21 protein-coding genes and 5 pseudogenes are annotated in these 24778 nt (G+C 60.7%); 9 read left to right on the top strand and 17 right to left on the bottom strand.

The window, feature by feature from the left end:
• The first annotated feature begins 180 nt into the window (after nt 1–180).
• Complete coding sequence (locus ABMA59_RS31830) at nt 181–522, top strand: calcium-binding protein (protein ID WP_349009392.1); 342 nt, start codon at nt 181–183, stop codon at nt 520–522.
• A 79-nt stretch (nt 523–601) separates the two neighbouring features.
• Here the strand turns inward: ABMA59_RS31830 and ABMA59_RS31825 are convergent.
• From ABMA59_RS31825 to ABMA59_RS31810, 4 genes and pseudogenes are all read right to left on the bottom strand, one after another.
• A pseudogene (locus ABMA59_RS31825) lies at nt 602–944 on the bottom strand (SMC-Scp complex subunit ScpB); the annotation flags it as partial.
• Nucleotides 945–1180: 236 nt separating this feature from the next.
• Nucleotides 1181–2260 carry a transposase gene (locus tag ABMA59_RS31820; protein WP_349009391.1) on the bottom strand — a complete coding sequence of 360 codons (1080 nt, stop codon included), beginning with the start codon at nt 2258–2260 and terminating at the stop codon, nt 1181–1183.
• Nucleotides 2261–2341: 81 nt separating this feature from the next.
• A pseudogene (locus ABMA59_RS31815) lies at nt 2342–2557 on the bottom strand (SMC-Scp complex subunit ScpB); the annotation flags it as partial.
• A 95-nt stretch (nt 2558–2652) separates the two neighbouring features.
• Nucleotides 2653–2906 (bottom strand): annotated as a pseudogene (locus ABMA59_RS31810) (DUF1403 family protein); the annotation flags it as partial.
• A gap of 533 nt (nt 2907–3439) precedes the next feature.
• On the opposite strand from ABMA59_RS31810, the gene ABMA59_RS31805 reads away from it, so the two are divergent.
• The 3 genes and pseudogenes from ABMA59_RS31805 to ABMA59_RS31795 all read left to right on the top strand — a co-directional run.
• Complete coding sequence (locus ABMA59_RS31805) at nt 3440–3709, top strand: hypothetical protein (RefSeq protein WP_349009390.1); 270 nt, start codon at nt 3440–3442, stop codon at nt 3707–3709.
• A 231-nt stretch (nt 3710–3940) separates the two neighbouring features.
• A pseudogene (locus ABMA59_RS31800) lies at nt 3941–4582 on the top strand (recombinase family protein); the annotation flags it as partial.
• A gap of 514 nt (nt 4583–5096) precedes the next feature.
• Nucleotides 5097–5231 (top strand): annotated as a pseudogene (locus ABMA59_RS31795) (IS5/IS1182 family transposase); the annotation flags it as partial.
• A 15-nt stretch (nt 5232–5246) separates the two neighbouring features.
• Here the strand turns inward: ABMA59_RS31795 and ABMA59_RS31790 are convergent.
• The 3 genes from ABMA59_RS31790 to ABMA59_RS31780 all read right to left on the bottom strand — a co-directional run bounded on the left by ABMA59_RS31790 (nt 5247) and on the right by ABMA59_RS31780 (nt 8128).
• A complete protein-coding gene (locus tag ABMA59_RS31790; protein WP_349009389.1) occupies nt 5247–5912 on the bottom strand; it encodes a class II aldolase/adducin family protein in 666 nt (221 codons plus the stop codon).
• Entirely contained in the window at nt 5909–7249 is a 1341-nt protein-coding gene (otnK, locus tag ABMA59_RS31785; RefSeq protein ID WP_349009388.1) for a 3-oxo-tetronate kinase, read from the bottom strand. Before otnK ends, ABMA59_RS31790 begins: the two co-directional genes overlap by 4 nt.
• Nucleotides 7250–7327: 78 nt before the next feature.
• Entirely contained in the window at nt 7328–8128 is an 801-nt protein-coding gene (locus tag ABMA59_RS31780) for a shikimate dehydrogenase family protein (RefSeq protein ID WP_349009387.1), read from the bottom strand.
• A gap of 260 nt (nt 8129–8388) precedes the next feature.
• On the opposite strand from ABMA59_RS31780, the gene ABMA59_RS31775 reads away from it, so the two are divergent.
• Nucleotides 8389–9705: an LLM class flavin-dependent oxidoreductase gene (locus ABMA59_RS31775; protein ID WP_349009386.1), complete on the top strand. Its 1317-nt coding sequence runs from the start codon at nt 8389–8391 to the stop codon at nt 9703–9705.
• 45 nt (nt 9706–9750) lie between these two features.
• Here the strand turns inward: ABMA59_RS31775 and ABMA59_RS31770 are convergent, their stop codons facing one another.
• Nucleotides 9751–10428 (bottom strand): TetR/AcrR family transcriptional regulator, encoded by a 678-nt coding sequence (locus ABMA59_RS31770; RefSeq protein ID WP_349009385.1) that lies wholly within the window; start codon nt 10426–10428, stop codon nt 9751–9753.
• 162 nt (nt 10429–10590) lie between these two features.
• Entirely contained in the window at nt 10591–11556 is a 966-nt protein-coding gene (locus ABMA59_RS31765; protein ID WP_349009384.1) for a LysR substrate-binding domain-containing protein, read from the bottom strand.
• 265 nt (nt 11557–11821) lie between these two features.
• Between ABMA59_RS31765 and ABMA59_RS31760 the strand changes: the two genes are divergently transcribed.
• Nucleotides 11822–12340, top strand: a complete 519-nt coding sequence (locus ABMA59_RS31760) for a flavin reductase family protein (protein WP_349009383.1) — start codon at nt 11822–11824, stop codon at nt 12338–12340.
• A 135-nt stretch (nt 12341–12475) separates the two neighbouring features.
• Here the strand turns inward: ABMA59_RS31760 and ABMA59_RS31755 are convergent, their stop codons facing one another.
• The 8 genes from ABMA59_RS31755 to ABMA59_RS31720 all read right to left on the bottom strand — a co-directional run bounded on the left by ABMA59_RS31755 (nt 12476) and on the right by ABMA59_RS31720 (nt 21252).
• Nucleotides 12476–13456: a transketolase family protein gene (locus ABMA59_RS31755; protein ID WP_349009382.1), complete on the bottom strand. Its 981-nt coding sequence runs from the start codon at nt 13454–13456 to the stop codon at nt 12476–12478.
• 1 nt (nt 13457) lies between these two features.
• Nucleotides 13458–14348: a transketolase gene (locus ABMA59_RS31750; protein ID WP_425476020.1), complete on the bottom strand. Its 891-nt coding sequence runs from the start codon at nt 14346–14348 to the stop codon at nt 13458–13460.
• Between the two features lie 43 nt (nt 14349–14391).
• A complete protein-coding gene (locus ABMA59_RS31745) occupies nt 14392–15699 on the bottom strand; it encodes an LLM class flavin-dependent oxidoreductase (RefSeq protein ID WP_349009381.1) in 1308 nt (435 codons plus the stop codon).
• A gap of 305 nt (nt 15700–16004) precedes the next feature.
• Nucleotides 16005–17267, bottom strand: coding sequence for a CaiB/BaiF CoA transferase family protein (locus tag ABMA59_RS31740; protein ID WP_349009380.1), 1263 nt, complete (start codon nt 17265–17267; stop codon nt 16005–16007).
• A 38-nt stretch (nt 17268–17305) separates the two neighbouring features.
• Entirely contained in the window at nt 17306–18340 is a 1035-nt protein-coding gene (locus ABMA59_RS31735) for an ABC transporter ATP-binding protein (protein ID WP_349009379.1), read from the bottom strand.
• Nucleotides 18333–19385, bottom strand: a complete 1053-nt coding sequence (locus tag ABMA59_RS31730) for an ABC transporter ATP-binding protein (protein ID WP_349009378.1) — start codon at nt 19383–19385, stop codon at nt 18333–18335. Before ABMA59_RS31730 ends, ABMA59_RS31735 begins: the two co-directional genes overlap by 8 nt.
• Nucleotides 19382–20227, bottom strand: coding sequence for an ABC transporter permease (locus tag ABMA59_RS31725; protein WP_349009377.1), 846 nt, complete (start codon nt 20225–20227; stop codon nt 19382–19384). Before ABMA59_RS31725 ends, ABMA59_RS31730 begins: the two co-directional genes overlap by 4 nt.
• 11 nt (nt 20228–20238) lie before the next feature.
• A complete protein-coding gene (locus ABMA59_RS31720; RefSeq protein ID WP_349009376.1) occupies nt 20239–21252 on the bottom strand; it encodes an ABC transporter permease in 1014 nt (337 codons plus the stop codon).
• A 199-nt stretch (nt 21253–21451) separates the two neighbouring features.
• On the opposite strand from ABMA59_RS31720, the gene ABMA59_RS31715 reads away from it, so the two are divergent.
• From ABMA59_RS31715 to ABMA59_RS31705, 3 genes are read left to right on the top strand one after another with little or no spacing between them, the layout of a single operon-like run.
• Entirely contained in the window at nt 21452–22315 is an 864-nt protein-coding gene (locus ABMA59_RS31715) for an IclR family transcriptional regulator (protein WP_349009375.1), read from the top strand.
• Between the two features lie 4 nt (nt 22316–22319).
• Nucleotides 22320–23600 (top strand): acetoin dehydrogenase dihydrolipoyllysine-residue acetyltransferase subunit, encoded by a 1281-nt coding sequence (locus ABMA59_RS31710; protein WP_349009374.1) that lies wholly within the window; start codon nt 22320–22322, stop codon nt 23598–23600.
• On the top strand, nt 23597–24757 hold the full coding sequence (locus ABMA59_RS31705; protein WP_349009373.1) for an acyl-CoA dehydrogenase family protein: 1161 nt from the start codon (nt 23597–23599) through the stop codon (nt 24755–24757). Before ABMA59_RS31710 ends, ABMA59_RS31705 begins: the two co-directional genes overlap by 4 nt.
• The last annotated feature ends 21 nt before the right edge of the window (nt 24758–24778 follow it).

Below are 24778 nucleotides of genomic sequence, written 5' to 3'. Positions count from 1 at the left end.
GCTGCTTCTCTTCGAGGGTATAGGACTTGCGCCGGCGTGCGGGCGCTGTCTCGCCCCGAAGATCCCCGCCAATCATTCCGTCCAACGGGATCGTGTCCATTAAGCCCCACTCATGGACACCATCTTCAGCATCCCGAGCCCGATCGTTAGCCGATCCGAACACCACTACGGAAGGCGGTCATGACCGGGCGCTTACTATGGAGCGGCCCCAGCCGCCTGGAAAATGCCCATTCATGCCGATCCCGTAGGCCGCGAGGATGTCGTGGTCTTCAGGCCGTAGGGCTTGAAGGCTATGCCTGCAACAACCGGCTGGAGGGTTGCGAAGGCAATGACACGCTGCGCGGGCTTGGTGGCGCCGACACATTCGCCTTCAACATAAAACTCGGCTCGTCGAAAGTAACGATCCTCGACTTCAACGTCGCCGACGACCGTTTTCTGCTCTCGGACGGGGTCTTCACCAAGCTGAACACCAGGGTGATACTGTCGGGTTATTTTCGCGCCAACACAACCGGGCTGGCATAGGATACCTACGACAACATCAACGGCCTCGGCGGTGAGGCTGGCATCCAGTTCGCCAGGTTCGCCGTCGACCTCGCCCTTATCAACGCAGACTTCTGCGTGTCGATGTGGAGGATCCGAGGGGCGTGAGCTGATCGGCTAACTCCGCCATGATGTCGCCGGCAAGCAGCTTTTCCTTCGACAGCAAGCCGGCGTCCTCAAGCGCCTCGAAATCCGGCAGATCGCGCCGCGTGTCGAGACCGAACTCGACCAGGAACTCTGGTCGTGACGTAGGTCTAGGGCGCGCCCGGCCCTGAGGCAATCAGCTTTGCGCCGCGCAGATGGCCGATCAGGTCGCGCGAAATCTCCTTGCCGAAAAACGACGACAGTTCTCCGCGGATGAACGGCTGGAAGTAGGCGATGCACATCAGCACTAGCACTTTGGCTGCGTTGTGATTTTTCATTACTCGGCGAAAATACAGGGTCCCGTTTCCACGGTCATTGACACGGCGTCAGGTCGGTCGCCTTCTCACCTGGAGACCCGCATTAACCCGGTTTGGTTTGGCGGATTGGCGCTGAGAATATTGCAAGGCCGGTATTTGGGGTGATTTGGCGGCCTTTTGGCTGTGGGCTCGCAGCCAGGTCAGGTCGATTTGAGCCGGTTCCGCGATTGCGGACAGAGTCATCCCGCGGCTTTGGCCCGCTCATGGAAGATCAGCCTATCGAAGTTGTAGGCGATGTTGGCGAGCAGCATCTTCGCCTCGGCTCGGGCGATGCCGATGGTGCGAATGAACAGGCCGAACCGGTTCTTCTGGTGTGCGAACACATGCTCCACCGCCGCACGGACCGACGACTTCGCGGCATTGGCGCGCGCCATAGGCTGCGGCATGGCGTGTCCGGCCGGCTTGCGACGATGAATGCGGCTGACCAATCCTTTCGATGACAGCCATTTCTCATTCTTTTGCGATCGGTAGGCGCTGTCGGCCCAAACCTCGGACGAGGTATTCTGCGTCGTCACCAGTTTCGACAGCATGCGACCGTCGGCATGTGCCGCCGAAGTGACAGCGCTCTCCCGGATGAAGCCGAAACGTCGGTCTATGACGATATGGGATTTGTAGCCGAAGACCGGCAAGGCGATCTGCGGCAGAGGCGTCCCGTCCTGCCGGTAGCGGACCTTGCCGCCGATCTTCAGCGTCCAGCGTGCGTCGGTATCCTTCTGGGCCGCCTTCGCCGGTTCGTCCGGCCAGATTTCCCTGGCGCTCTTGCCGGCCTTGATCGCCGCCTTCTCGCTTTCGGTGTTGCGCTGCTTCGGCGCCGGAACCAGCGAGGCATCGACGATCTGACCCGACATCGGGATGTAGCCCTTCTTGTGCAATTGCCAGTCGAAGGCTTTCATCACCCGCTTCAACGTGTCGGTCTCGGTCAGTTTGTTGCGAAACAGCCGGATCGTGTTCTCGTCCGGCGTCGGGACGCCAAGATCGAAGCCGAGAAACCGCATCCAGGACAACCGGTCCCGGATCATGAACTCCATCCTGGCATCGCTCAGATTGTGCTGCGCCTGCAAAATCAGCGCCTTGAACATCGACACCGGATCGAACGGCGGGCGACCACCCTTGCCACCCTCGCCATAGCCAAGTCCTTCGACCAGCCAGTCACGGAAATACTCAAAGTTGACCGTCGCCTCCAGAACCTCGAGCGGATCACCATTCTTGCTCAGCCGGTCGAGATGTTCCGAAAGCCCCAATAGCGACCGCTGCTCCATCGTCCCGTCTCCAAATCACGACACAAGCAGTGAATCACAATTCCATCCCTACCGGCAGGGTTAATGCGGGTCTCCAGCTTTACCAACGGCCGCGCGGATGGCGTCGGCATAGGCCGGCCGAGTGAGATGTCTCCAGCCGCCGGGACGGCGACCAGATCGTAGGGCCGACCGCGCGGTTCCTCGCGAATATCGTCGATGAGAAGGTCGATACTGCAACTTCTGCCAACGATCCGCGCCGGCGTTTCGCGGACGACCGGTTCGTTTGGCCGCGAAGATCGTCGCCTCGACGCGGTTCATCCATTCGTGCCAGCGGGCTTCCGGCAGCAGCTCGTCCAGCTCCCAGTCAAACGGACGACCGTCGTCCGTTCGGCCTTTCCTTCGTCTCGCGCGCGAAGCACGTAAATGCGGAAGGCGCGCCGGCCGGGGAGCTCACGAACGGCGCCGAGCTCCACCAGCCGGTCGAACAGACGGCGCAGGCCGCGATCGCTCATGCCGGTGATCTTTTCCGACGCCACGAGCGCGTCATCCGAAAGAAGCCTTTCGACCACGACGTCCGCCGCTTTGGCCTGAGTTTTGGAGCGACCGCAACGAGCCGGTCCGCTCGGCGCTCCAGTTCGGCAGAAAGATCGATGGCGCGCAGCGCGGCTGTCGGGATGCCGCTAATTGTGTGACTCAACGTGCAAACTGGATGTGAATGCCCCTAGTGCGAGACGCGCTTGCTCGATTTGTCTCACATTAGCCGCCAATTTGAGACAGAACTGAGTTTTCGGACGATGTCTCAGGAGGTAGCTGCCTCGGAGTGGCCATCACTCTTATCGCCATAACCATATTTGGAGCAATATTGATTGGCGGGGGACTCGCTGCGCTGTGTGGGGGCTGCTGCGCTTTTGGTGTGGCGGCGCTGGTGTAAGGCTGCGGAAAGGGTGAGAGAGCTCGCCTCCAAGAGGCGGCCTGTGAGACGGGCTCCGGATCACGCGAACACTCAGACAGATTTCTCGTGGCCTCCACCTTAGATTGCAGCTTGTATGCGGCGCGATCCATTCCCTTTCAATGCGTAGGCGGGCTAAGATAATAGAGTAAATCCGATTAGCCGCCTCAAACGTATGCCGCCCGTTTATTAACCTTTTGTTGGTGATCAGGGCTGCTTGTGTCATCGTTTGACTTCGCGCAAGATCAGACATGGTCGACAAGACTGACCTCCGCCGGCTGATGATTGAGACGCGGGCGATCCTCCTCGCCGGTGGGCCAGACAACGCGACGGCTCAGAACCGCCTCTCCAAAGATGCAACTGCCTTCATCGAAGACAGAGCACGCGCTACCCAACTTGCTGAAGACTTGGCCGTCACCATCAGCTTCCACCACATGCTGGCAGCGATGAACAACGAGACGGTAGGACCGTGTCGGGAGGCTCTGAGCATCCTTGACGAGATCGAGATCGTCAGCAACTAGCCCTTCTCGTCCCTCCAGATCACCCGTCGTCTTCGCAAAATCTGTCCTTTTCCAGCTAGACGGCGTCCTGTAGAGGTGGGCCGGGGCGATGAATTCTTACGCAGAGGAAACCTATGGAGGATTCTCCGCTCCTGTTCGCCGTGCCCACCGGCGAAGGATTTTCCACGAACGCACCACCGATCGGAAGAAGGGAAATGCTCTCAAGCTTGAGCTTGAGTTCGTTCATTTGTTGTGCTTTCGGGCGGAGGCCCCGCTCACCCTGCAGTGGTGGAGGCGGAGGCGCACATTGTTCGTCTGATCTTCGCATGGGTCGGCCTGGAACGCATGAGCCTGCGGGAGGTGTGCCGGCGGCTCGAGCAGATCTGTTGCCAGACGCGGGCAGGAGCCATGCATTGGCACGCCTCCACGATCCGCGGCATGCTTGCCAATCCCGCCTATGTCGGACGCGCCGCTTTCGGGCGGGCGCGCTACTTGCCACCACGACCACGGTTGCGACCAATCCGCGGCCATCCGCAGCCCTCGCCGCGCGCCACTTGCCGCGTTCCCGTTCCGCCTGACGAGTGGATCGCGATCCCTGTTCCCCCACTCGTTGATCCGGGCGTATTCGAGGCAGCCCGTGCGCAGCTTGAGGAGAACCGCAAGCGCAAGCGCCAACGCATGCCAGGCGCGGACTGGCTGCTGCAGGGCCTCACGGTCTGTCGGCGTTGCGGCTACGCTTATTGTGGCAAGCGCGCGCCGCGTTCCCGCACATATGACCCGACGGACACACTGCGCTACTATCGCTGTATCGGTGCGGATGGCTACCGCTTCAGCGGCCACACCGTGTGCAACAACCCGGCGGTACGCGGCGATCACCTGGAGGAAGCAGTGTGGGATCAGGTGAAAGGCCTTCTGGAGGACCCGCATCGTGTGGCAGACGAATATCGCCGCCGCCTCCGCCAGGCCTGCGACGAAATCCGGGAGCCGGATGAGATCGTCCGCCTGGAACGACAGATGCTCACCTTGCGTCGCGGCATCGGCCGGCTGATTGACAGCTCTGCGAAGGATGTCATCGACAAGGCGGAGTTCGAACCGCGTATCGCGGGCCTGAAACAACGCTTCTCCCAGCTTCAGGAGCGACACCGGGCGGCGGTCGAAGTGGTCGAGAACGAACGCGACCTCTCACTCCTCATCAGCCGTTTGGAAGACTTCTCCGCCAAGGTGACAGCAGGGCTCGCCCGCCTTGATCGGGCCGGCATGCGGCAGATCATCCGCTCCGCGGTTCGTCGGGTCGAAATCGACGACGCCAACATCGAGATCATCTTCCGGGTTCCCCCGCTCGATGGACCAGTCCGCCCAAAATCACCAAGAAAAATGACCAGTTCCACGCAACATTGTACAGATGTTCGTGAAGCGGATCTTCGGATGGATGATCAGACGGCGGCGCCTCGTGCGCGACTACGAGCGCCGCATCGACGTATCAACCGCCAAGGCCCTCCTGGCCAGGGGCGCAAATCTCACGCGAAGAAACGCGCCCCCATGATTTTCCGAACGCGCACTAAGCTACAGACGGAGCGGAGGCGCGCTCCTGCTGACCGTATGTCTTGTAGCGCGCCTTGACGACATCGAGTTCCTGCTGCGTCAACATCACCGGCCGGCCGATCGATCTCGCAAGCAGATATTGCTTCACAAGAGTCTCGAGCTTTTCGGTCCTGGCCAAGGCCGTCGCGAGGTCCGGGCCGTAGGCGATCATGCCATGATTGGCCAACAGGCAAGTGTTCCTTTCGGCCAGCGCGCGCACCGCCGCCTGCGCCAGTTCATCGGTGCCGAAGAGCGCGTAGTCGGAACAGGGCACGTCATCGCCGCCAAACGAGGCGATCATGTAGTGGAATGGCGGCAGCGCCTCCCGCAGGCAGGAAAGTGCGACGCAATGGTCGGGATGGGCGTGCGAAATGGCATGAGCCTGGGGAAACGCCTTGTAGACAGCCGCATGCATGCTCCATTCGCTGGATGGACGCATGCCGCCGCTCCATATTCCGTCGAACGACATCTCCACCATTGATGCCGGACCGAGGCTGGAAGGCGCCACGCCTGTCGGCGTGATCAGCATCCCGGTGGGTGTCCTGACGCTGATATTGCCTGACGTGCCGCTGTTCAGCCCCTTGGCTTCGACATAGCGCGTGGCATCGACCAGGGATTGCCGCGACTCTTCTTCATCGATCATCGCATCCTCGCTTGCGGCGGCCATTCGTCGACATAGGGTTTTATGCTGACCGGCCGTGTCATCTCGTCCAGAACGCTGGAAAAGACGTCCAGCGCGCCCAGCTTTCCGGATTTCAGCATCAGCGCCACGGGAAATGGCATCTCGGCCACCATGCGTCCGGTCCCGAGCCCCTGATAGGGGCCCACAATGAAACGCGTGATCGGCAGCTTGGGGACGATTGCTCCGGCGGTCTCGCCGCCTGCGATGATCAATCGTCGGACACCAAGCTCGAAGATCAGCCGATGCGCCATGCCGGTCAAAAAGTCTTCCGCAGTCCGTGCGGCCACTTCACGCCCGTGCTGGCGCTGCAGGCGTTCTACTTCTTCCTGAGGAACGGTGGTCGCTATGGCAATCGGACGATCGCGCCTGATGGCGTCTTTGGCCGCTGCAAGCGCAGCGCCGGCAATATCTTCGCCCGCCAGCACGCGCGACAGATCGACGGTGAATATCTCGCCCTGTTTGCCGAATTCGGCCAGCTGATCGTCAGTCCGGGGGGCCACGCTCCCTGCCAATATCGCAGCCGACCCGTCGACGGCCGGCAGCTCGGCTGTCCTCGCCTCGTCCAACCGGCCGCTACGCCGCCAGACAGGAGGCAGATGCGCCGCGACCGATGCATTCCCAGTCAGCAGCGGCATATGGGCGGCCGCCTCGGCGATTGCCGCCAAGTCTCGTTCGTAGATAGTGTCGACGATGGCAAATCGGCTGCCTTCGTCAATCAGCTCGGCGCAGCGATCTCTTATCGCCTGTGACCCTCGATCGACCACCGGATGCGCAAGCAGCCCGACGGGAACGGTGCTTTGCACGGCCAGCACACGCACAAGATTGGAATCCGTCATTGGCGTCAGTGGATCGAAGCGTTTCGGCGACTCCGAAAGTATCTGCGAAACACCGAACATATACCCCTGGAAGATCGTCCTTTGCGTCTCGCAAAGGGCCGGGCTGAACAGGACGAGTTTGGCACCGAGCAGGTCCGCCAAGGCTTCCGCGCACGGCCCGATATTGCCGGCGGGCGTGGAGTCGAACGTCGCGCAGTACTTGAAAAAAATCTGCTCACAACCGACGGACAGAAATTTTCGTGCGGCCCGCAAGACGAGGTCGACCGCATCGTCGGCGGGAATGACGCGGGTTTTCAGTGCGATAACGTGGGCAAGCGAATCCGGAGTGATATCCGCGTCCAGATTGGTGGAAAAGCCGGTCGGCACACCCCGCGCGACCATCATCGCGGCGAGCTCCGAACCACCCGTCAGATCGTCGGCAATCGCGCCGAAAAGAAGCGGGCGCTTGCGTTCTATCGCCATAGGCTGACCCGCCTCCTGAGTTCAGCGCCGGTCGGCGCTGAATGAATACGCCTATCGTGGCTCAGGGCGAGCATGAAATCAAAGCCCCATAAACTCACGAAGCAGAGCCAGTTGCCCATCCATCATCTGCCGTCCGAAGATCAATCGGCACCCGTTCTGCTCGGCTGCCTCGAGCAGCCTGGTCTTCTCGGGCGACATCACGACGTCCGCGACGATCATGTCCGGAGAGAGGGTTTCGAAGTCGATCGGGTTTTCTTCGCCCTTCCCGACCATGCCAAGCGATGTGGCGTTGATGACCATGTCGAAACCGGTCGCATCGGCGTCGGCGACTTGAACCCATAAATCCTGATGCACATTGACGACGGCGGCGGCCAGCTTCAGCGCCTTTTCACGGTCGCGGTTGGCGATGACGAGTTCGCGGATGCCGGCTTCGGCCAAGGCGAAAGCAAGGCTGCGCCCCGCTCCGCCGGCCCCGACAAGCAGCACACGGAGCCCTTCGAGGTTCACGCCGGCTTCGGTCGCACCCCGAACAAAGCCGCTCCCATCGACATTGTCGCCCGTCAACGTTCCATCGGCGTTGCGACGGATATAGTTGACGCTCCCGATCCCGCGCGCCCTCGGCGTCAGGTCGTCCAGCAGGGCAGCCACGGGAATCTTGTGCGGGATCGTGACGCCGGACCCGACGCAATTTCGAAGCTTCCGCAACATGTCGATCATCGCCGGCAGATCGTCCGAGCCGACATGGGTCGGCACACAGATGAAGTCGTGGCCATGCGAGCGCATGAACGCCGTTATGGCTTCCGACCCCACCACATGAGCCACCGGATCCGCCATCAGCAGCATGATCTTGGTCTGCCCGGTAATGCGGCGCGCGTCCATTCAACCCTCCCCCACCTAGTCCTTCATTAATATGAGAAATATCGATTATCAATCGCCATGGCAGGAATACCGCGCGACCCATCCCGAGAGCTCAGTTCAGCCGCCTTCGCATAACGAAAATCGACGTCAAACAAGTGATTTGGTTATGAGAAAGTTTCTGTATTTACAATGTGATAGCACGTAAATGCAGATTGATAGCGAATAATTTTATCTGTAATCATAACGCAGCGCCGCACCCAGACGCAAAAAGGACGCAACTCATGTCGCATCGGCAAATGCATCTCGTCGGTTATGTCCTCGCCGGACCTACGTGGCATCACTACGGCGCATGGCGCCATCCGGAGAGCGACGGTCTGGATATGCTTGATCCTACACGCTACGAGGAAATCGCGAAAATACTCGAACGCGGCAAGTTCGACGGCCTCTTCTTCGTCGATTTCCTCATGCTGTTCGATTCCTATGCCGGCGGTTACCGCACAAATCTGCGCGAAGGCGGCCAGCAATGCATGATGGACCCGATGCAGCTGCTGTCGGCGATGGCGCGCGTCACGTCGAGGATCGGCCTCGCGTCGACCATGTCGACGACCTTTTATCATCCCTTCCACATCGCGCGAGCCTTCGCATCGCTTGACCACATCAGCAAAGGACGCGCCGGCTGGAATGTCGTCACCTCGGCGATGGACCGCGAGGCCAAGAATTTCGGCATGGACGCGCTGATGGACAAGAACAAGCGCTACGACATGGCCGATGAGGCGCTCGAAGCCTGCAACAAGCTCTGGGAAAGCTGGGAACCCGGCGCCTTCGTAGGCGATCGCGAAAACAATGTCTTCGCCGACGCCGACAAGGTCCACTACGTCAACTATGAGGGCCAGTACGTCCGCACGTCGGGGCCGCTGACAATACCAAGCTCACCGCAAGTCAAGCCGGTGATCATGCAAGCCGGATCATCGCCGCGCGGCCGTGAGTTCGCGGGACGCTGGGCCGAGATCATTTTCACTTTGCAGAACTCGAAGGAGCACATGCAGGCCTTCTACCGCGACATCAAGGAACGCGTCGTCGCGAGCGGCCGCAAACCCAAAGAATGCGCCATTCTTCCAGCCGTCGACATCGTGCTGGGCGATACGGAATCGATAGCCAGGGAACGCGCCGAGGCAATCAACAAATATGCTAGCCCGACCTTGGGCGTGGCCGAAATCTCGAACGCGCTTGGCGTCGACATGTCCAAGGAGCCGATGGACAAGCCGCTCGAGGATCTTGAACTGACGCAGGGTTGCCGCGGCATTCTCGACATCATGCTCCAGGGCACAAAGAAGGACGGGCTGACGCTCGGACAGGCCGGCAAGGCGTGGGCGACGAGCCAGATGACGCCGCAGCTCATCGGCACGCCGACGATGATAGCCGACCATCTGCAGGATTTCTTCGAAGCTGAATGCTGCGACGGGTTCATGATCTGCCCGTCCATGAGCCCCGGAACCTATGTCCAGTTCGTGAAGACGGTTGTGCCTGAATTGCAGCGTCGTGGGATATTCCGGAAAGAGTATCAGTACGCCACGTTCAGGCAAAATTTGCAAAACTGAGGCGTTTTGTCGACCGGCGACGCCGTCGGCCGATAGCTTTGCGTTTCAGCTGGCATGTTCCCGTGGGATCAGGATTTCGGGGAGGTAGCATCGCAGGTAAGCAACGCCAGCCTGGTGCGCCTCTGCGATATAGTCGTCCCGTATGAACCCGTTCTCGCTGTATGAAAGCGAGAATACACCGTCGATCAGCGCGAAATAGGTTGCAAGCCGCCGCTCCCAATCCGGAACCATCGGCATGTGGAAGTAGTGGTTGAGGAGTTGCGAGCGCCCATCCACCAGCCGGTGATACTGCGAGATGTCAGCGCTTTTCACCTCCACGCTGATGTTTGCTCCCAGGAACAGGCGCAGGGCGGCGGGATGACTGTTGTGATACTGCGCGGCGCTTGTCACTTTTTGTCGGAAAAGATCCTGCCATCGGAGTGGGGAAACAGGGAGGTATTCCTTTGAAAGCTCCAGAAGCGCGTTGTGATGGACCTCCGCCAGCGCCAAGAGCGCAGCTTCGGTACTTGGAAAGAAGTGATATATCGATGCATTCGGCACTTTCGCCTGGGCAGCGATCTGGTAGAGGCCGATGTCCTGCACGTTCTTGTCTGCAAGCAACTGATCCAGGGCGTCCAGCAGCTTGCGGAAGCGGACCTGACCGGGCTTACGCTGCGGCTGGCGGGCGACCACCCGTTTCAGTGGGCGATCGGCGATGGAAAATCCTTCGACGTCGTTTTTCATATCGACCTCGCGTCGCGCGAATGCAAAGCCGACACAAGGAGAGTCTTTCCTAAAGGTCAAGGTACCAACTCAAGATAGGCATTCGCCTGGATTACGCTCCTGCCTCAAAAAATGGCGATGCAGTCCTTCTCATCGGTTGCTGGCGCCGCCCTAAAGCGTCAGTCACTTGGAAGGGAAAGTCTCTGTCAGGAGGCGCTCCGTTCCGGTTGCCGCCGCATCCCGTCGGATCCTGTCGTAGAGCCAGTTGCAGAACTTTTCGCAGCTCTGCTTGCGAACCTGGCCAAGCGGTTCAACCACATAGTAGTTGGACGCGCGAACCCGATAGGGAGCCATGTCCATCGCCGGGACAAGAACGCCGCTGGCGAAGAGATCGTCAACGAGCGGGCTTCCTCCAAGGGCAATACCATGGCCGCTCAGGGCCGCCTGGATAAGCACGGAGAAACTGTTGACCGTTATCTGGTGCTTGCTCTCGGCGGTGTCGACCCCCTGCGAGGCAAACCAGTCGCTCCATCCACCGCCCTGCACCGACGTTCCCTCGATGCCGAGCAGCATCTCTCCGAGAAGGTCCGACGCTTCGAATGGGCGCTGCCGACCCTGCCAGTATGAAGGGTGGCACACTGGCTCAATCTCACAACCGATCAGGAACTTGGCCGACATCGAAGGCCAGTTTCCTCCGCCAAAGCGGATGGTCATGTCGATGCGTTGTTTCGTGATGTCGACCAGCTCATCGTTGACGGCCAGACGCAGGTCCACATCGGGGTTTAGCTTGCTGAATTCGGCCAACCGTGGCGCAAGCCAATAGGTGCCAAATGCGTATGTCGTGCCGACAACCATCACCTGAGGGTCGCGCAACTCCCGGATTCGATCCGATATCGAAGCAATCGCGGTCAAGTGCGCCGGCAGGGAGCCATTCAACATCAGGCCGGCTGAGGTAAGTTCGATCGAGCGATGGCCGCGCTCGAAGAGCGCGACCTGGAGAAAATTTTCCAGCTCGCGGATTTGCCGGCTGATCGCCGCCTGGGTGATGTTTAGCTCGTCGGCCGCCTTAGTGAAACTCAGCAGCCTCGCCGCGGCTTCGAACGATATCAGCGAGACAAGGGATGGTATGCTTTGGCGGAGCGATGACATAATGAATGTTAATGCCAGCGGGACGAAGTGCGCAAGGTGACTCTTTGTGACTGAGAGCGGGATCCCTGGGAATCATGGGCCAAATCATAACGATCCAGCTTGGCCGTCTTAGCCCTCGCTTTATAAAACCTTCCGACGCTTGGCGCATTATCGCCCTTTGGCAAAAGGAATAGTTATGGATGTCCAAGGATTTTACGCGTTTACGCGCTTGTTTTCCTTGGGCATTGTGAAGCTACGAGCAACTCGTGTCAGGATCGCAATGCCCATGAACGCTCCCGTACTCGACACACGCGCTCACGTGGCGCTGTCGACGGAACCGGACCTTTTCAAGACGGTGTCGAGCCATTGGCCCTCCGGCGTCGCCGTGGTAACGACGACCGCCGATGACGGCAGCCTGCATGGCTTGACCATGAGCGCCGTCATCGCGCTATCGCTGGACCCGATGCAGTTCCTGATTTCCGTCGACCGAAAATCGAACACCTTGCCAGTGCTGAAAGCGACGCGTCGCTTCTGCATCAACTTTCTCAGCAAGGAGCAGCGCAACGTCTGCATGACGTTCGCCAGCAAGGCGGAGGACAAATTCGCCTCCGTGGGGTATCGCCTGTCCAAGATGGGATTGCCGGTCATCGACGGCTCCATGTCGTGCATCAATTGCGACGTCAACAGCATCATCCCCAGCGGCGATCATGAGATCATGATCGGCGACGTGCGTGATATCGAGCATTTTGGCGGAGAGCCGCTCATCCACTTCAAGCGCACCTTCCATACGACAGTTAGCGCATGAAGCTGTCGTGCCAGAAATATTGGTCCGACAGGTCAAACACAGCATTTTCCGACGTTTGAAAATCGCCTCTGTCAAAGACGGTCGCGCGCGAAACGCCGGCGCAGGCGGCGCTTCCATCGCCCACTCGTCTTCCGATCAAGCAGCCAGAAACTCTTCCGCAACGCTCCTGATTCCGGCGGCGTCCAGCCTGTAGTGGGCGTAGAGATGCGTCGGCGGCGCGATCAGACTGAATTCGTCGTAGATGCCGTGACGCTTCAGCTTGACGCCGATGCCTTCGTCGGTCAGCACCTCGGCGACCGCCGAGCCGAGACCGCCCAGAACGTTATGTTCTTCCACGGTCATCATCTTCCGGCTGTGCGAGGCGGCCTCCAGGATTGCGTCGCGGTCGAGAGGCTTGATGGACGCCATGTCGATGACGCCGACGGATCGGCCAGACGCGTTCAGCGCCTTGGCGGCCTCCAGCGCGCCATGCACCGCCATGCCGCAAGCGATGATCGTCAGTTCCTCGCCCTGCTTGTGCTTGTAGGCCTTGCCGAACGTGAAGCTCGGCCTCTCTGCATAGACGACGGGGTCGCGTCCGCGTCCGATGCGAAAATAGATCGGCCTGTCATAGTTGGCGGACGCCTGGATGATGGCTTCCAGTTCCAGCCCGTCGGCCGGCGACACCACCGCCAGATCGGCAATGGACCGCATGGTTGCGATGTCCTCGGTGGCGTGATGAGAGGTGCCATAGAAGCCAAGCGAAATACCGGTGTGATGACCGATCAGACGGACCGGCTGTGCGGAATAGGCGACGTCCATGCGGATTTGTTCGCAGGCGAGCAGTGCCAGAAATGAGGCGAAGGTGGCCACGAACGGCACCACGCCGCAGCTTGCGATGCCGGCGGCCGCGCTGACCATGTTCTGCTCGGAAATGCCGAAATTGATGTAGCGATCCTGGTGGACGGCGGCGAAGCGGTTCAGCCCGTTGGAATATTGCAGGTCGGCCGAGCCGGCCACGACGTTATGCCCGGCTTTGACAAGATCGATCAGGCCGTTCGACAGATGATCGAGGCCAGGATTGACGGCGTTCAGGCCGCGGTACTGCCAGGAATTGGGGGAAAGAGGACCGTTCATGTCAGGCGTCCAAGGCATGGATTTCGGCGATCGCCTTTTCGGCGTCGGATGGGTCGAGATAACCGAGATGCCAGCCCGGCTCAGTTTCCATGTAGGAAACGCCCCTACCCTTGCTGGTCCTCGCGATGATCACGCATGGCTTGGTGCGCTCATCGTCGGCGCGCACCCGCCGGAGACACTCGGTCACCTCGGCGACGTTGTGGCCATCGACCGTGTGAACTTCCCAGCCGAAGGAACGCCATTTGTCGTCGAGCGGCTCGATGTTCATCAGATCGTCGACCTTGCCGTCGAGCTGGTAGCCGTTGCGGTCGATGATCGCGATGAGATTGCGCGCTCTATGCTGCGCGGCGTTCATGGCGGCCTCCCAGACCTGGCCTTCCTGCATCTCGCCGTCGCCCATCATACAGAAGACCTTGTAGTCCTCTCCGGTCCAGCGCTGCGCCAGCACCATGCCCAGCCCATTCGACAGCGCGTGCCCGATCGAACCGGAGGAAAAGTCGACCCCTGGCACCTTTCGCATATCGGGATGGTCGCCCAGGGGACTGCCGAGGCGCGTGTAGTCATCCAGCCATGATTTGGGGAAAAAGCCGAGATCGGCATAGATCGGGAACAGTCCGACGGCCGCATGGCCCTTGCCGATGGTGAAGCGATCGCGCGACGGCCAGCGCGGCTCGCCTTTTCGCAACCGCATTACGTCATAGTAAAGTGCGGCAAAGATTTCGGCGGCGGAAAATACCGACGTGTAATGCCCGGTCTTGGCAATCTCGATCAGCCGGACGGTTTCGAGGCGCACGAAACGCGCGCGCTCCTTCAGCATCGCCACCACGTCCGGCGACGGATCGAAGCTGTTGCGAGGCGCGGAAAGAACCTGAGTGGTTGGCGGTGCTGTCATTTCGGTCGTCCGATCGGTATGCGGAAAATTGTCGTTGGCGCTGTCATGAGCGCAGATTTTCCCGGAACGTCTTGCCCGCATAATCCTTGCGGTAGATGCCCCGGCGCTGCAGTTCCGGCACAACCGACTTGACGAACTGGTAGAACGAGCCGGGCGTGATCGACGGGCAGATGACGAAGCCGTCGCACGCCTCCGCCTCGAAAAGCTCGTGGATGTGGTCGGCGATCATCATCGGCGTGCCGATCAGTTGCGGCGACATCTGGGTGGTCGCGTACTGGTAGCCGGCGTCCCGCAGCGTCTTCCCCTTGCCGCCGCTCATGATGATGTCGAAGACGCCACGCGCGCCCTGCGTGATCTCCATCTCGCTTAGGGGCTTGTCCATGTCGAAGCCCGACAGGTCGACGCCAATGTGGTTGGACATTTCCGACAGGCCGAGTTCCGCATTGGCAAGCGAGTTGATGTAATTGGCGCGCTCCCGCGCAATCGATTCCGTCTCGCCGATGACAATGTCGGTGGCAGGCAGGATCGCGCATTGCGACGGGTCGCGTCCTGCATTGGCGACGCGGTCCTTCACGTCGCGATAGAATTTCTGCATGTCGGCCTTGTTGTTCTGCAGCGTGAAAATGACTTCGGCCCAGCGCGCCGCGAACTGCCGGCCCCGCTCGGACGAACCGGCCTGCATCAGGACCGGGCTGCCTTGCGGTGAATGCGGCGTCATCAAAGGTCCACGCGTCTTGACATACTTTCCCCTGTAGTTGGCGTAGTGGACCTTCGACGGATCGCCGAAGATGCCCGCCTGACGATCGAGGACCAGCGCATCGGCCTTCCAACTGTTCCACAGGGCCTGGCATGCTTCGACCACCTCATCAGCGTGGTCATAGCGCAGCGACTTTTCGAGCAGCTGGTCCATGCCGTAGTTCTGCGCCTCGCGATCGGTCGCCGAGGTTACGATATTCCATGCCGCCCGCCCGCCGCTGATATGGTCGAGTGAAGCGAAGGCGCGGGCGATGTGGAAGGGATGGTAAAGCGACGTCGACATTGTCGCCGACAGGCCGATGTGTTCCGTCACTCGCGCCATTGCCGTCAGCATCTGCATGGGATCGAGCATGCACATGTGCCCGCCATACTTAATGCACGGGTCTACGGAGCCACCGAACGTGTCATAGAGGGTCTGCACATCGACAAAGAACAGGCCGTCGAATTTTCCGGCCTCTAGAATCTTGGCAATGTTCTCGTAGCGAGCCGGATCCAGGAAGTCGGTCCCGTCGCTCTCGTCATGACGCCAGCTACCATTGTTGTGCCAGGACGGTCCTATCGTGCAGTAACCAACGAAATGTACCTGACGTCCCATTCAATTCATCCCCAGCCGGCTCTTTGGGATGTGGCCGAGCCGGCATTTCCGCTAAGTTTCCCAGGCATTTCGTGCTGGGTATCCCAGAAAATCTTTATGCTTGCTTCGTTTGAGAAGGCCAAACCTCCGGCCATCATTCCCAACGGGCGCAAGGTGATTTAGGCATTCCGGCGGCTACTCGTGTACTCGCAAAAATCTTTCTCTGGGATACCAGCCGGTTATGCGAAACCTATCGGAGCGGCTTCGACAAAATCGAAGCCTCCGCCCCCGCGCTTTCCGCTAAGTGTCGCTGCGTCAGCCAGACTTCACGCCGCCTTTTCGGCCACATATTGGCGGACGACGCCGTGGCTGATCAGTTGCTCGATCTCGCTCTCGCCATAGCCCAGGACGTTGCTGAGCACCGCCATGGTATCCTCGCCGAGCATGGGCGGCGCCTTGAACCGAGCGTTCTGTTGCGCAATTAAACCTTGCGCCGGTCGAACGAGCGATACAGGGCCGAGATGGGGGCTTTGCAACGTCTGGACCACTCCGCGCGCCTTGACGGACGGACTCTCGAACGCCTCCGGAACCGATTTGACCTCTCCCGCCGGAACTCCGTGCCGCAGGCACGCTTCCATCCAGTGGCTACGCGTGTTCTGAAGAAACGATTTGCCAAGCGTTGCAAGCAAGCTTTCGCGGTTGATAGCGCGCGCCGCTGACGTGGCGTAGAGCGGATTTCTCGCGACATCGGAGATGCCGAGCACCTTTTCGCACAGGGCAACGAACTGTTTGTCGTTGCCGACCGCCAGCGCGAAATTGCCGTCCGAACATTCGCATATCTGATAGGGCACCACCGTCGGATGCGCGTTGCCGTAGCGCTTGGGGATCACACCGGCGTTCAGATATCCGCTGCCGACATTGATCAGCGTGTTCAGCGCGCATTCGAGCAGCGAAATGTCGATATACTGGCCTTGTCCGGTGCTTTGGCGCTGGTACAACGCAGCGAGCACGGACTGCACCGAGACCATGCCAGCAATGATATCGGTCATCGCGACCCCTATGCGCTGCGGCTCGCCACCCACGGGACCGGTAATCGCCATCAGGCCGCTTTCCGCCTGGACGACGAAATCGTAGCCGGGTCGATCCCATTCCGGACCCGTCTGGCCGTATCCCGATATCGAACAGTAGATGATCGCAGGATTGATAGCCTTCAGCGTTTCGTAGTCGATCTTCAGACGGGCGACCGTACCAGCGCGAAAATTCTCGATGACGACATCGGCCTTGGCGGCAAGCTCGTGAATAATCTTGAGCCCTTGTGGGTGCTTGAGATCCATAGCGATGCTCGATTTCCCCCGATTGGCGCTGAGATAGTAGGTGCTGACGCCCTTGAAGTTTGGAACTGACCAGGCGCGGGTATCGTCTCCGCCATCGACATTCTCGATCTTCCAGACCTCGGCCCCCATATCGGCAAGGCTCATCGTCGCCCAAGGGCCGGCCAAGACTCGGGACAAGTCCAGAACCTTTATGCCTTTGAGCGGCAAAGCGGGCGCGGCCCCGCCGGAGGGGCTGCCCTCAACGAACTGCGACATGTGTCCTCACTCCCTGGCGTCGACTGTACGCCGTTTTTTCAAGCCGGCAGCGCGCCTTCGATGGGCGCTGGAAAATGACATGCGGCGTAGTGGCCCGGCTCTATCTCGGCGAGCCGCGGCTTCACCTCAGCACATATGTCTTGTGCTTTGAAACATCGCGTCCTGAACGGGCAGCCGGACGGCGGGTTGATGGGACTCGGCACGTCACCCTTCAGCACGATCTGCTGTCGACCGCGCTCCAGGTCCGGATCAGCCACGGGCACGGCCGACATCAGGGCCTGCGAATAGGGGTGCAAGGGACGCGCATAAAGACTGTTCGCTGGCGCGACCTCGACAAAATTGCCGAGATACATCACCGCGACCTTGTGCGAGATGTGGCGCACCACCGAGAGGTCATGCGCGATGAACACATAGGCGGTGCCCATCTTCTCCTGGATCTCCTTGAGGAGATTGAGCACGCCGGCCTGTACCGACACGTCGAGCGCCGACACTGGCTCGTCCAGCACAAGCACTTCCGGCTTCAGCGCGAGCGCCCTGGCGATTACGACGCGCTGGCGCTGCCCGCCAGAGAGCTGGTGCGGATAGCGCTTTCCATGCGCCTCGCTCAGGCTGACCAGCTCAAGCATCTCCAGCACGCGCTCGCGCCGATGGGCGCGCGTCATCTCGGTGATGCGCAGCGGCTCGGCGATGCTGTCCTCGACGCGCATGCGCGGATGCAGCGAACCGTAGGGATCCTGGAACACCAGTTGCAGATGCCGGCGCATCTGTCGCATCTCCGCCGCGCCAAGCGTCACGATGTCGACGCCCCGCGTTTCGATGCTGCCGGAAGTGGGCTCAATCAACCGCAGCAGGCAGCGCCCGAGCGTTGACTTGCCACACCCGGACTCGCCGACAAGGCCGAGCGTCTCGCCACACTTCAGATCGAAGGAGATATCATCCACCGCTTTGAGCTGGGCGACCTCGCGGCGGATCACCCTGCCGCCCATGATCGGGAACACCTTGCGCAGGTTCCTGACCGAGAGGGCGGCGCCTTCAGACTCCGTTCGCGGCGAGGCAGAAGACGTCTCAGCCATTCCCGGCGCCCTCCAGAATCTTGCTTGGCTTGCCTTCGCGCCAGGGCGGAAGACTATCGGCGCAGTGGCAGGCGGATTGGTGCTTTCCAAAGCTGGTCGTCGGCGGATCAACCTTGCGGCAGATGTCCTGCGCATAGGCGCAACGCAGGTGAAAGGCACACCCCTCCGGCAGCGCGCCCAGCATCGGCGGCGCGCCGGGGATTGAGTACAGCTTGTCCTCGGAGACGGTCAGTTTCGGTATCGAGGCAATCAGACCCCGCGTGTAGGGATGGCGCGGATTGGCGAACAGTTCGTGGACGTCCGCCTCCTCGACAACCCTGCCCGCATAGATCACCGCCACGCGGTCGGCATGGCCCGCGACAACACCCAGATCATGGGTGATCAGGATCAGCGCGAGGCCGAGCTTTTCTTTCAAATCGCGCAGCATCAGCATGATCTGCGCCTGGACGGTGACGTCGAGCGCCGTGGTTGGCTCGTCCGCGACCAACAGTTCGGGGTTGTTTGCAATCGCCATCGCGATCATGACGCGCTGGCGCATGCCGCCGGAGAATTCATGGGGATATTGGCCGATCCGCCGGTCCGGCTGGGGTATCGCGACGAGCCGCAACAGTTCCATCACCCGTTCCGTGGCTTTCTGCTTGGTCATCCCCTCATTGTGGAGGAACAGTGCTTCCCTGATCTGGTCGCCGACCGTCATGACCGGATTGAGCGACGAGAGCGGGTCCTGGAAGATCATGCTGATCTGCGATCCGCGCAGACCACGCAAGTCCTTGCGGGCACGGCCGACCAGTTCCTGTCCCTTGAACACCACCGAACCGCCGACGACCGCGTTGCGCGCCTGCAGGCCGAGAGACGCCAGCATCGCCAGCGACTTGCCAGAACCCGACTCGCCGACGATGCCGACGACTTCGCCGCGCGAGACTTCGATGCTGAGCCCGCGAACCGCCGGCAGAACGCCGTTCCGTCCGGAAAAGCCGACGGTCAGGTCGCGGATTCGCAGAAGCGCTTCATTCGGCTGCGTTTCGTTCGCCGTGGTCGATGTCATTTCGAGGACCTCGGATCGAAGTAGTCGCGCAGTCCGTCACCGATGAAGTTGAAGCCAAGAACAACCGTCAGAATTGCCATTCCGGGGCCGAAGGCTATCCACCAGCTGTAGAAATAGGTTGCGCCGTCGGCGATCATGGCGCCCCATTCCGGCGTCGGCGGGGTTGCTCCAAGCCCGATGAAACTGAGGGATGCGGCCAGAAGGATGACTTGGCCAATATCCATTGTCGCGCTGATCAGGATCGGCGTCCAGCACAGCGGCAGGATGTGCTTGCTCAAGATGCGAAAATGCCCTGCGCCGGCGGCTACCGCGGCCTCGACATGTTCGCGCTCGCGCACTTCCAGAACCTGCGCGCGCATCAGACGCGCATAAACGGGCCACCACACGATAACCATCGCAATCGCTGCATTGCCCAGACCCGGCCCGAGCGACGCGGCCACCGCCATGGCAAGCAGCATCGGCGGAAACGACAGCGTGATGTCGACGAGGCGCATTATGGCAGCGCCAATCAATCCGCCTCTGTATCCCGAAATCGCACCGGCCAGCGAACCAATGACGACCGCGCTGACCACGACGACGAGCGCAATCGGCAGCGAATGCCGCGCGCCGTACAGCGTTCTCGAAAGGACATCGCGCCCCAGGGCGTCGGTCCCGAGCCAGTGGTTGGCGCTCGGCGCCTGCAGCCGCCGGCCGGCCAGTTCCAACGGGTCGTATGGCGCCATCCAGAACGGAAAGGCCGTGGCCGCCAGCCAAAACAGCACGACGACACCGCCGACAATGAAGACAGGAGACGCCCAGGCCGGAAGTTGAATGCGCGCACGCACCGTTTGAACCGCTGACATGCGTCTCTCCGTCAATTCAGCCGCACGCGCGGATTGGCCAGAACATAGGCGATATCCGTGAGCAGATTGGTGATCAGGAACATGACGCCGCCGACGATGGTCACGCCTATGATTGCCGGAAAATCCAGCGAACGGGCCGCGGTGACCGCGTAGCTTCCGACGCCCGGCCAGGCAAAGACCGCTTCGGTCAGCACCGCTCCGGTAATGAGATAGGCGAAGGAATAGCTGATCACCGTCAACACCGGCACAAGGATGTTGCGAAATGCGTGGCGCATAACGACCCGCAGTTCGCCTGCGCCCTTGGCGCGCGCCGTGAGGATGAATTCACGCTCCATGACCTCGAGCATATTGGCCCGCACCAGGCGCGAAATTGTACCGGCAACGGTCCAACCCAGGACGATCGAGGGCAAGACGAGATGCGCCTGCGCGTCCTTGAAAGCCGCGAAGTTTCCGGCAAGCAACGAGTCAATCGTCATGAATCCCGTCACGACAGGCGGCGGCGTCATGCGCGGGTCGAGGCGTCCCGGTCCGGGAAGTATCTGGAAATGCACCGAAAAGATGAAAAGCAGCGCCAATCCCATCCAGAAGATCGGCACCGAAGACCCGAAAAGGGAAAACAGCCGCGCCCCCTGGTCGACGGCCGAGTCACGGTAGTAGGCGGCCAAAAGTCCGAAGACGATCCCGACGACGCTGCCGATGATCATCGCCGAAATCACCAGTTCGAATGTGGCCGGCAGGCGAGCCATGAGATCCGTCGACACGGCGCGGCGCGTCACGAAGGAGGTGCCCATATCGCCCCTCAGCAGATTGCTGACATAGATGACGTACCGTTCGGGCAGCGAGCGATCGAGACCCCAGCGTTTCTTTGCCGCCGCGACGATTTCCGGGTTCGTCATCTGCTGTTCGCTGACGACTGCGGTCAGCGGGTCGCCCTTCGTGATGGTCGTCAAAAGGAACGCCATCGTCACGATGCCCAGGAGAATGAAGGGCATCGCGATGCTGCGTCGAAGAATGTAGTTCAGCATCGCCTTCTCACTGGGTTGTTATTCGCCTGCGCCTCCTCAAGCGAAGCCTTTTTGGCAATATTGACAAGGCTGGAAACACACGTCAATAGAAATGAAATTAAGTTCCAACTTTGCACAAAGGCAGGCTGGCGGCCTTGAGGGCCAGCGCAAAAGCTAATGCCGGATATTGCCGGAATGTCGCGATGTAGGCAGGAGCAGCATGCGAAAACGCAATAAGCCCATTGTCGCGCCAACTGAAGACGATGCAGGCCAGCATTCCCTCGCGCTCGTCCGCGGCCTGCAGATTCTGCGCACCTTCACGCCCGCTGATTCGAGCCTTGGCAACCAGGATCTGATCGAGCGAACCGGGCTGCCGAAGGCGACGATCTCCCGCCTGACCTACACATTGGTCGGGCTTGGCTACCTTCTCTACGACCCTGCCCTGGGCCGATACCGGATCGGTCCGGCCACCGTATCGCTCGGTTACTCCGGCCTCAGCACCAGTGCCGTGATCTACATGGCGAAACCGTTGATGCAGGCCCTGGCGATCGAGACCGGCGTCGCCGTCGCCATGGGCATGCGGGACGGACATGAAATGGTATACGTCGCCAATTGCCGGCCTGAAACGCCTGTCACGCTCCGACTGAATGTCGGATCGCGGTTGCCGATATGGCAGACATCGATGGGACTGGCCTACCTCGCCGCCATGGAAGAAGGGGCGCGCGACAAAATCATAGGCAAGCTGCTGGTCGCCTATCCCGACATTCGTGACAAGATGCTTGGCACGATTGATCGTGCACTGGAAAGCTATGCGCGGCAAGGGTTCGTCACCTCGTTCGGTGAATGGTACAGCTACATCAACGCGGTGGGCATGCCGTTCAGGCCGACTGATGGGTCGCAGTTGGTCGCCATCACATGCGGCGGCATAAAGGATCTTGCGCCGGTCGAGGAATGCCTCACCAGCTTCGCCCCCAAGCTGAAGGCCCTGGTCGAGGAACTCCAGAGCCGCCTCCTGCGCTCGGATCCACCATCCCAGCCTGAGACGTTTGGAGCGCCCCTGCAGGGGTTCTCATACGAAGGATAGCCCCATGCCAGTTGCCGTCGTTTTCCCGAAGGTCAGCCTGGAAACGGATGTCGGCGCCATAGCGCGCTGGCTCAAGGATGATGGCGTCGTCGTCAGGGAAGGCGAGGCGCTTTTCGAGATCGACAACGACAAAGCGGCAGTCGAGGTGGAGGCCAAGGCGTCGGGCATCGTCGCGCATCTGCGCAAGGCCGGCGACCAGGTCCAGGTCGGCGAAGTCGTCGGGCATATTTTAATGGCGGGAGAACAGCCGGCCGGCGACGTCAAGCCCGCACGAAAGGAGGCGTTCCCTCCTGTGGCCGCAACGGCTCAACAAGTGGCCACACAGATAGTGCTTCCTGGCTCGTCGCGCATCGTAGCGACGCCTCTTGCGAGACGGTTGGCGCAACAGCGCGACATTGACCTGTCGACGATCCAAGGCTCCGGTCCGCGGGGCCGCATCCAGAAACGCGACGTTCTGGACGTGGACAGCGCGCCCACCGAGCCGGTAGTTGTCGCACCACGCAATGCGATGTTGAACTCCGTCTGGTTGCAGAGGGAAGGAGCGGCAACGGTGGTCGCCCTGCACGGATTCGCTTCCGACCATAACGCCTGGCGCAGCCTGCTGATCGCGGGTCGGCCGAAGGCGCGCATTCTCGCGCTGGACCTCCCAGGGCATGGGCGTTCTCAGAGAACCACCCCGCCCGACCTGGATGCGATCTGTGAAATGGTCGAGCAGCGCCTTACGGCGGAAGGGGTCGAGTCAGCCACCATCGTCGGCCACTCCTTGGGCGCCGCCGTGGCGGCGCGGCTTGCAAGCCGTGGCTTCGTCTCTGTCCGTTCGCTCCTCCTTATCTCTCCCGCCGGCCTCGGCCCGGAAATCAGATCGGAGTTCGTCAAAGGATTCGTGGCGGCCAAGCAGGCGTCAAGTCTGATGCCATGGCTAAAGGAGCTCGTATTCCGCCCCAACGTCATATCCCAGGCTTTCGTTCGAAGTGTGGAGGAGCAACGAAAGGACGATGACCTCTCGCGTGCTATGCGGAGGTTTGCGGAAAACTACTTCTGCGATGGCACACAGACCTTCTCCATCCGCACCGACCTGGAGCGCATCAGACTGCCGGTGCGGGTGATCTTTGGCGCTCAAGACAGGATCATCCCCTTCTCCCACTGCCACTCGTTGCCAGGCCGCGTCGGGCTGCACGCCTTTCAGGAGTGTGGCCACCTGCCCTATTTGGAAGAGCCGGAAATGACGATGTCGATCCTCGATGAAATGCTGACCCTCGCTCATCCGGGAGGACTGATCGCATGACCATAGACGCAGACGTTTTCCAGCAATTGCTCCAGATGGTGAGCCGCTTCGTAAGGGAGCGCCTCATCCCGCTCGAAGCCGAGGTGGCCCGTTCGGATCGGGTTCCCGAAGAGATCAAGCAGGAGATGCGCGATCTCGGCCTCTTTGGCCTCTCCATTCCGGCGGAATACGGCGGTTCGGGCCTGAATATGGAAGAGGAAGTGCAGGTCGCTTTCGCGCTCGGCCATACCTCGCCCGCCTTCCGGTCGGTGTTCGGCACCAACAACGGCATCGGCGCGCAGGGTATCGTCATGGACGGTACAGAAGAGCAGAAAAACTACTATTTGCCGCGCCTCGCGACTGGCGAGATCATTAGTTCCTTCGCCCTGACAGAACCGGAAGCCGGTTCGGACGCTGCGTCCCTGCGCACCTCCGCGCGAAAGGACGACGATACATACGTACTCAACGGTACCAAGCGTTTCATCACCAACGCGCCCTACGCCGATATTTTCACCCTTTTTGCCCGCACGGAGTCGTCGGAGCGGCCGGGAGGGGTCGTCACTGCGTTTCTCGTCGAAGCAAAGACGCCTGGCTTGTCGCTTGGGAAGATCGACAAGAAGATGGGACAGGCGGGCTCCCACACCTGCGATGTCATCTTCGACGAATGCCGGGTCCCGGCATCGGCGGTGCTCGGCGGCAAACCCGGACAAGGGTTCAAGACCGCGATGAAAGTGCTCGATCGCGGAAGGCTCCACATTTCGGCGTTTTGCGTCGGCGTCGCAGAGCGGCTGATCCAGGACAGCCTGGCCTATGCCATGCAGCGCAAGCAGTTCGGCCAACCCATCATCGAATTCCAGCTGATCCAGGCGATGCTGGCTGACAGCCGGGCGGAAGCCTACGCCGCGAAATGTATGGTACTTGAGACAGCGCGCGCCAAGGACCGCGACGCCAACGTGTCCACGGACACCGCATGCTGCAAGATGTTCGCCAGCGAGATGGTCGGACGGGTCGCCGATCGCGCGGTGCAAATTCATGGCGGAGCCGGATACATGGAGGAATACGGCATAGAACGCGCCTATCGCGACGTGCGGCTGTTTCGCATCTATGAGGGCACGACGCAGATCAACCAGATCCTCATCGCGCGCAACATGGTCAAGGAAGCGGCGGCGGCGGCGTAGACTTCCCCGGAGACCTGCCCG

The organism is Mesorhizobium yinganensis (assembly GCF_040081985.1).
Taxonomy (GTDB): Bacteria; Pseudomonadota; Alphaproteobacteria; order Rhizobiales; family Rhizobiaceae; genus Kumtagia; species Kumtagia yinganensis.
The sequence above is the reverse complement of the archived record's forward strand: the minus strand, read 5'-3'. Positions and strand labels throughout refer to the sequence as shown.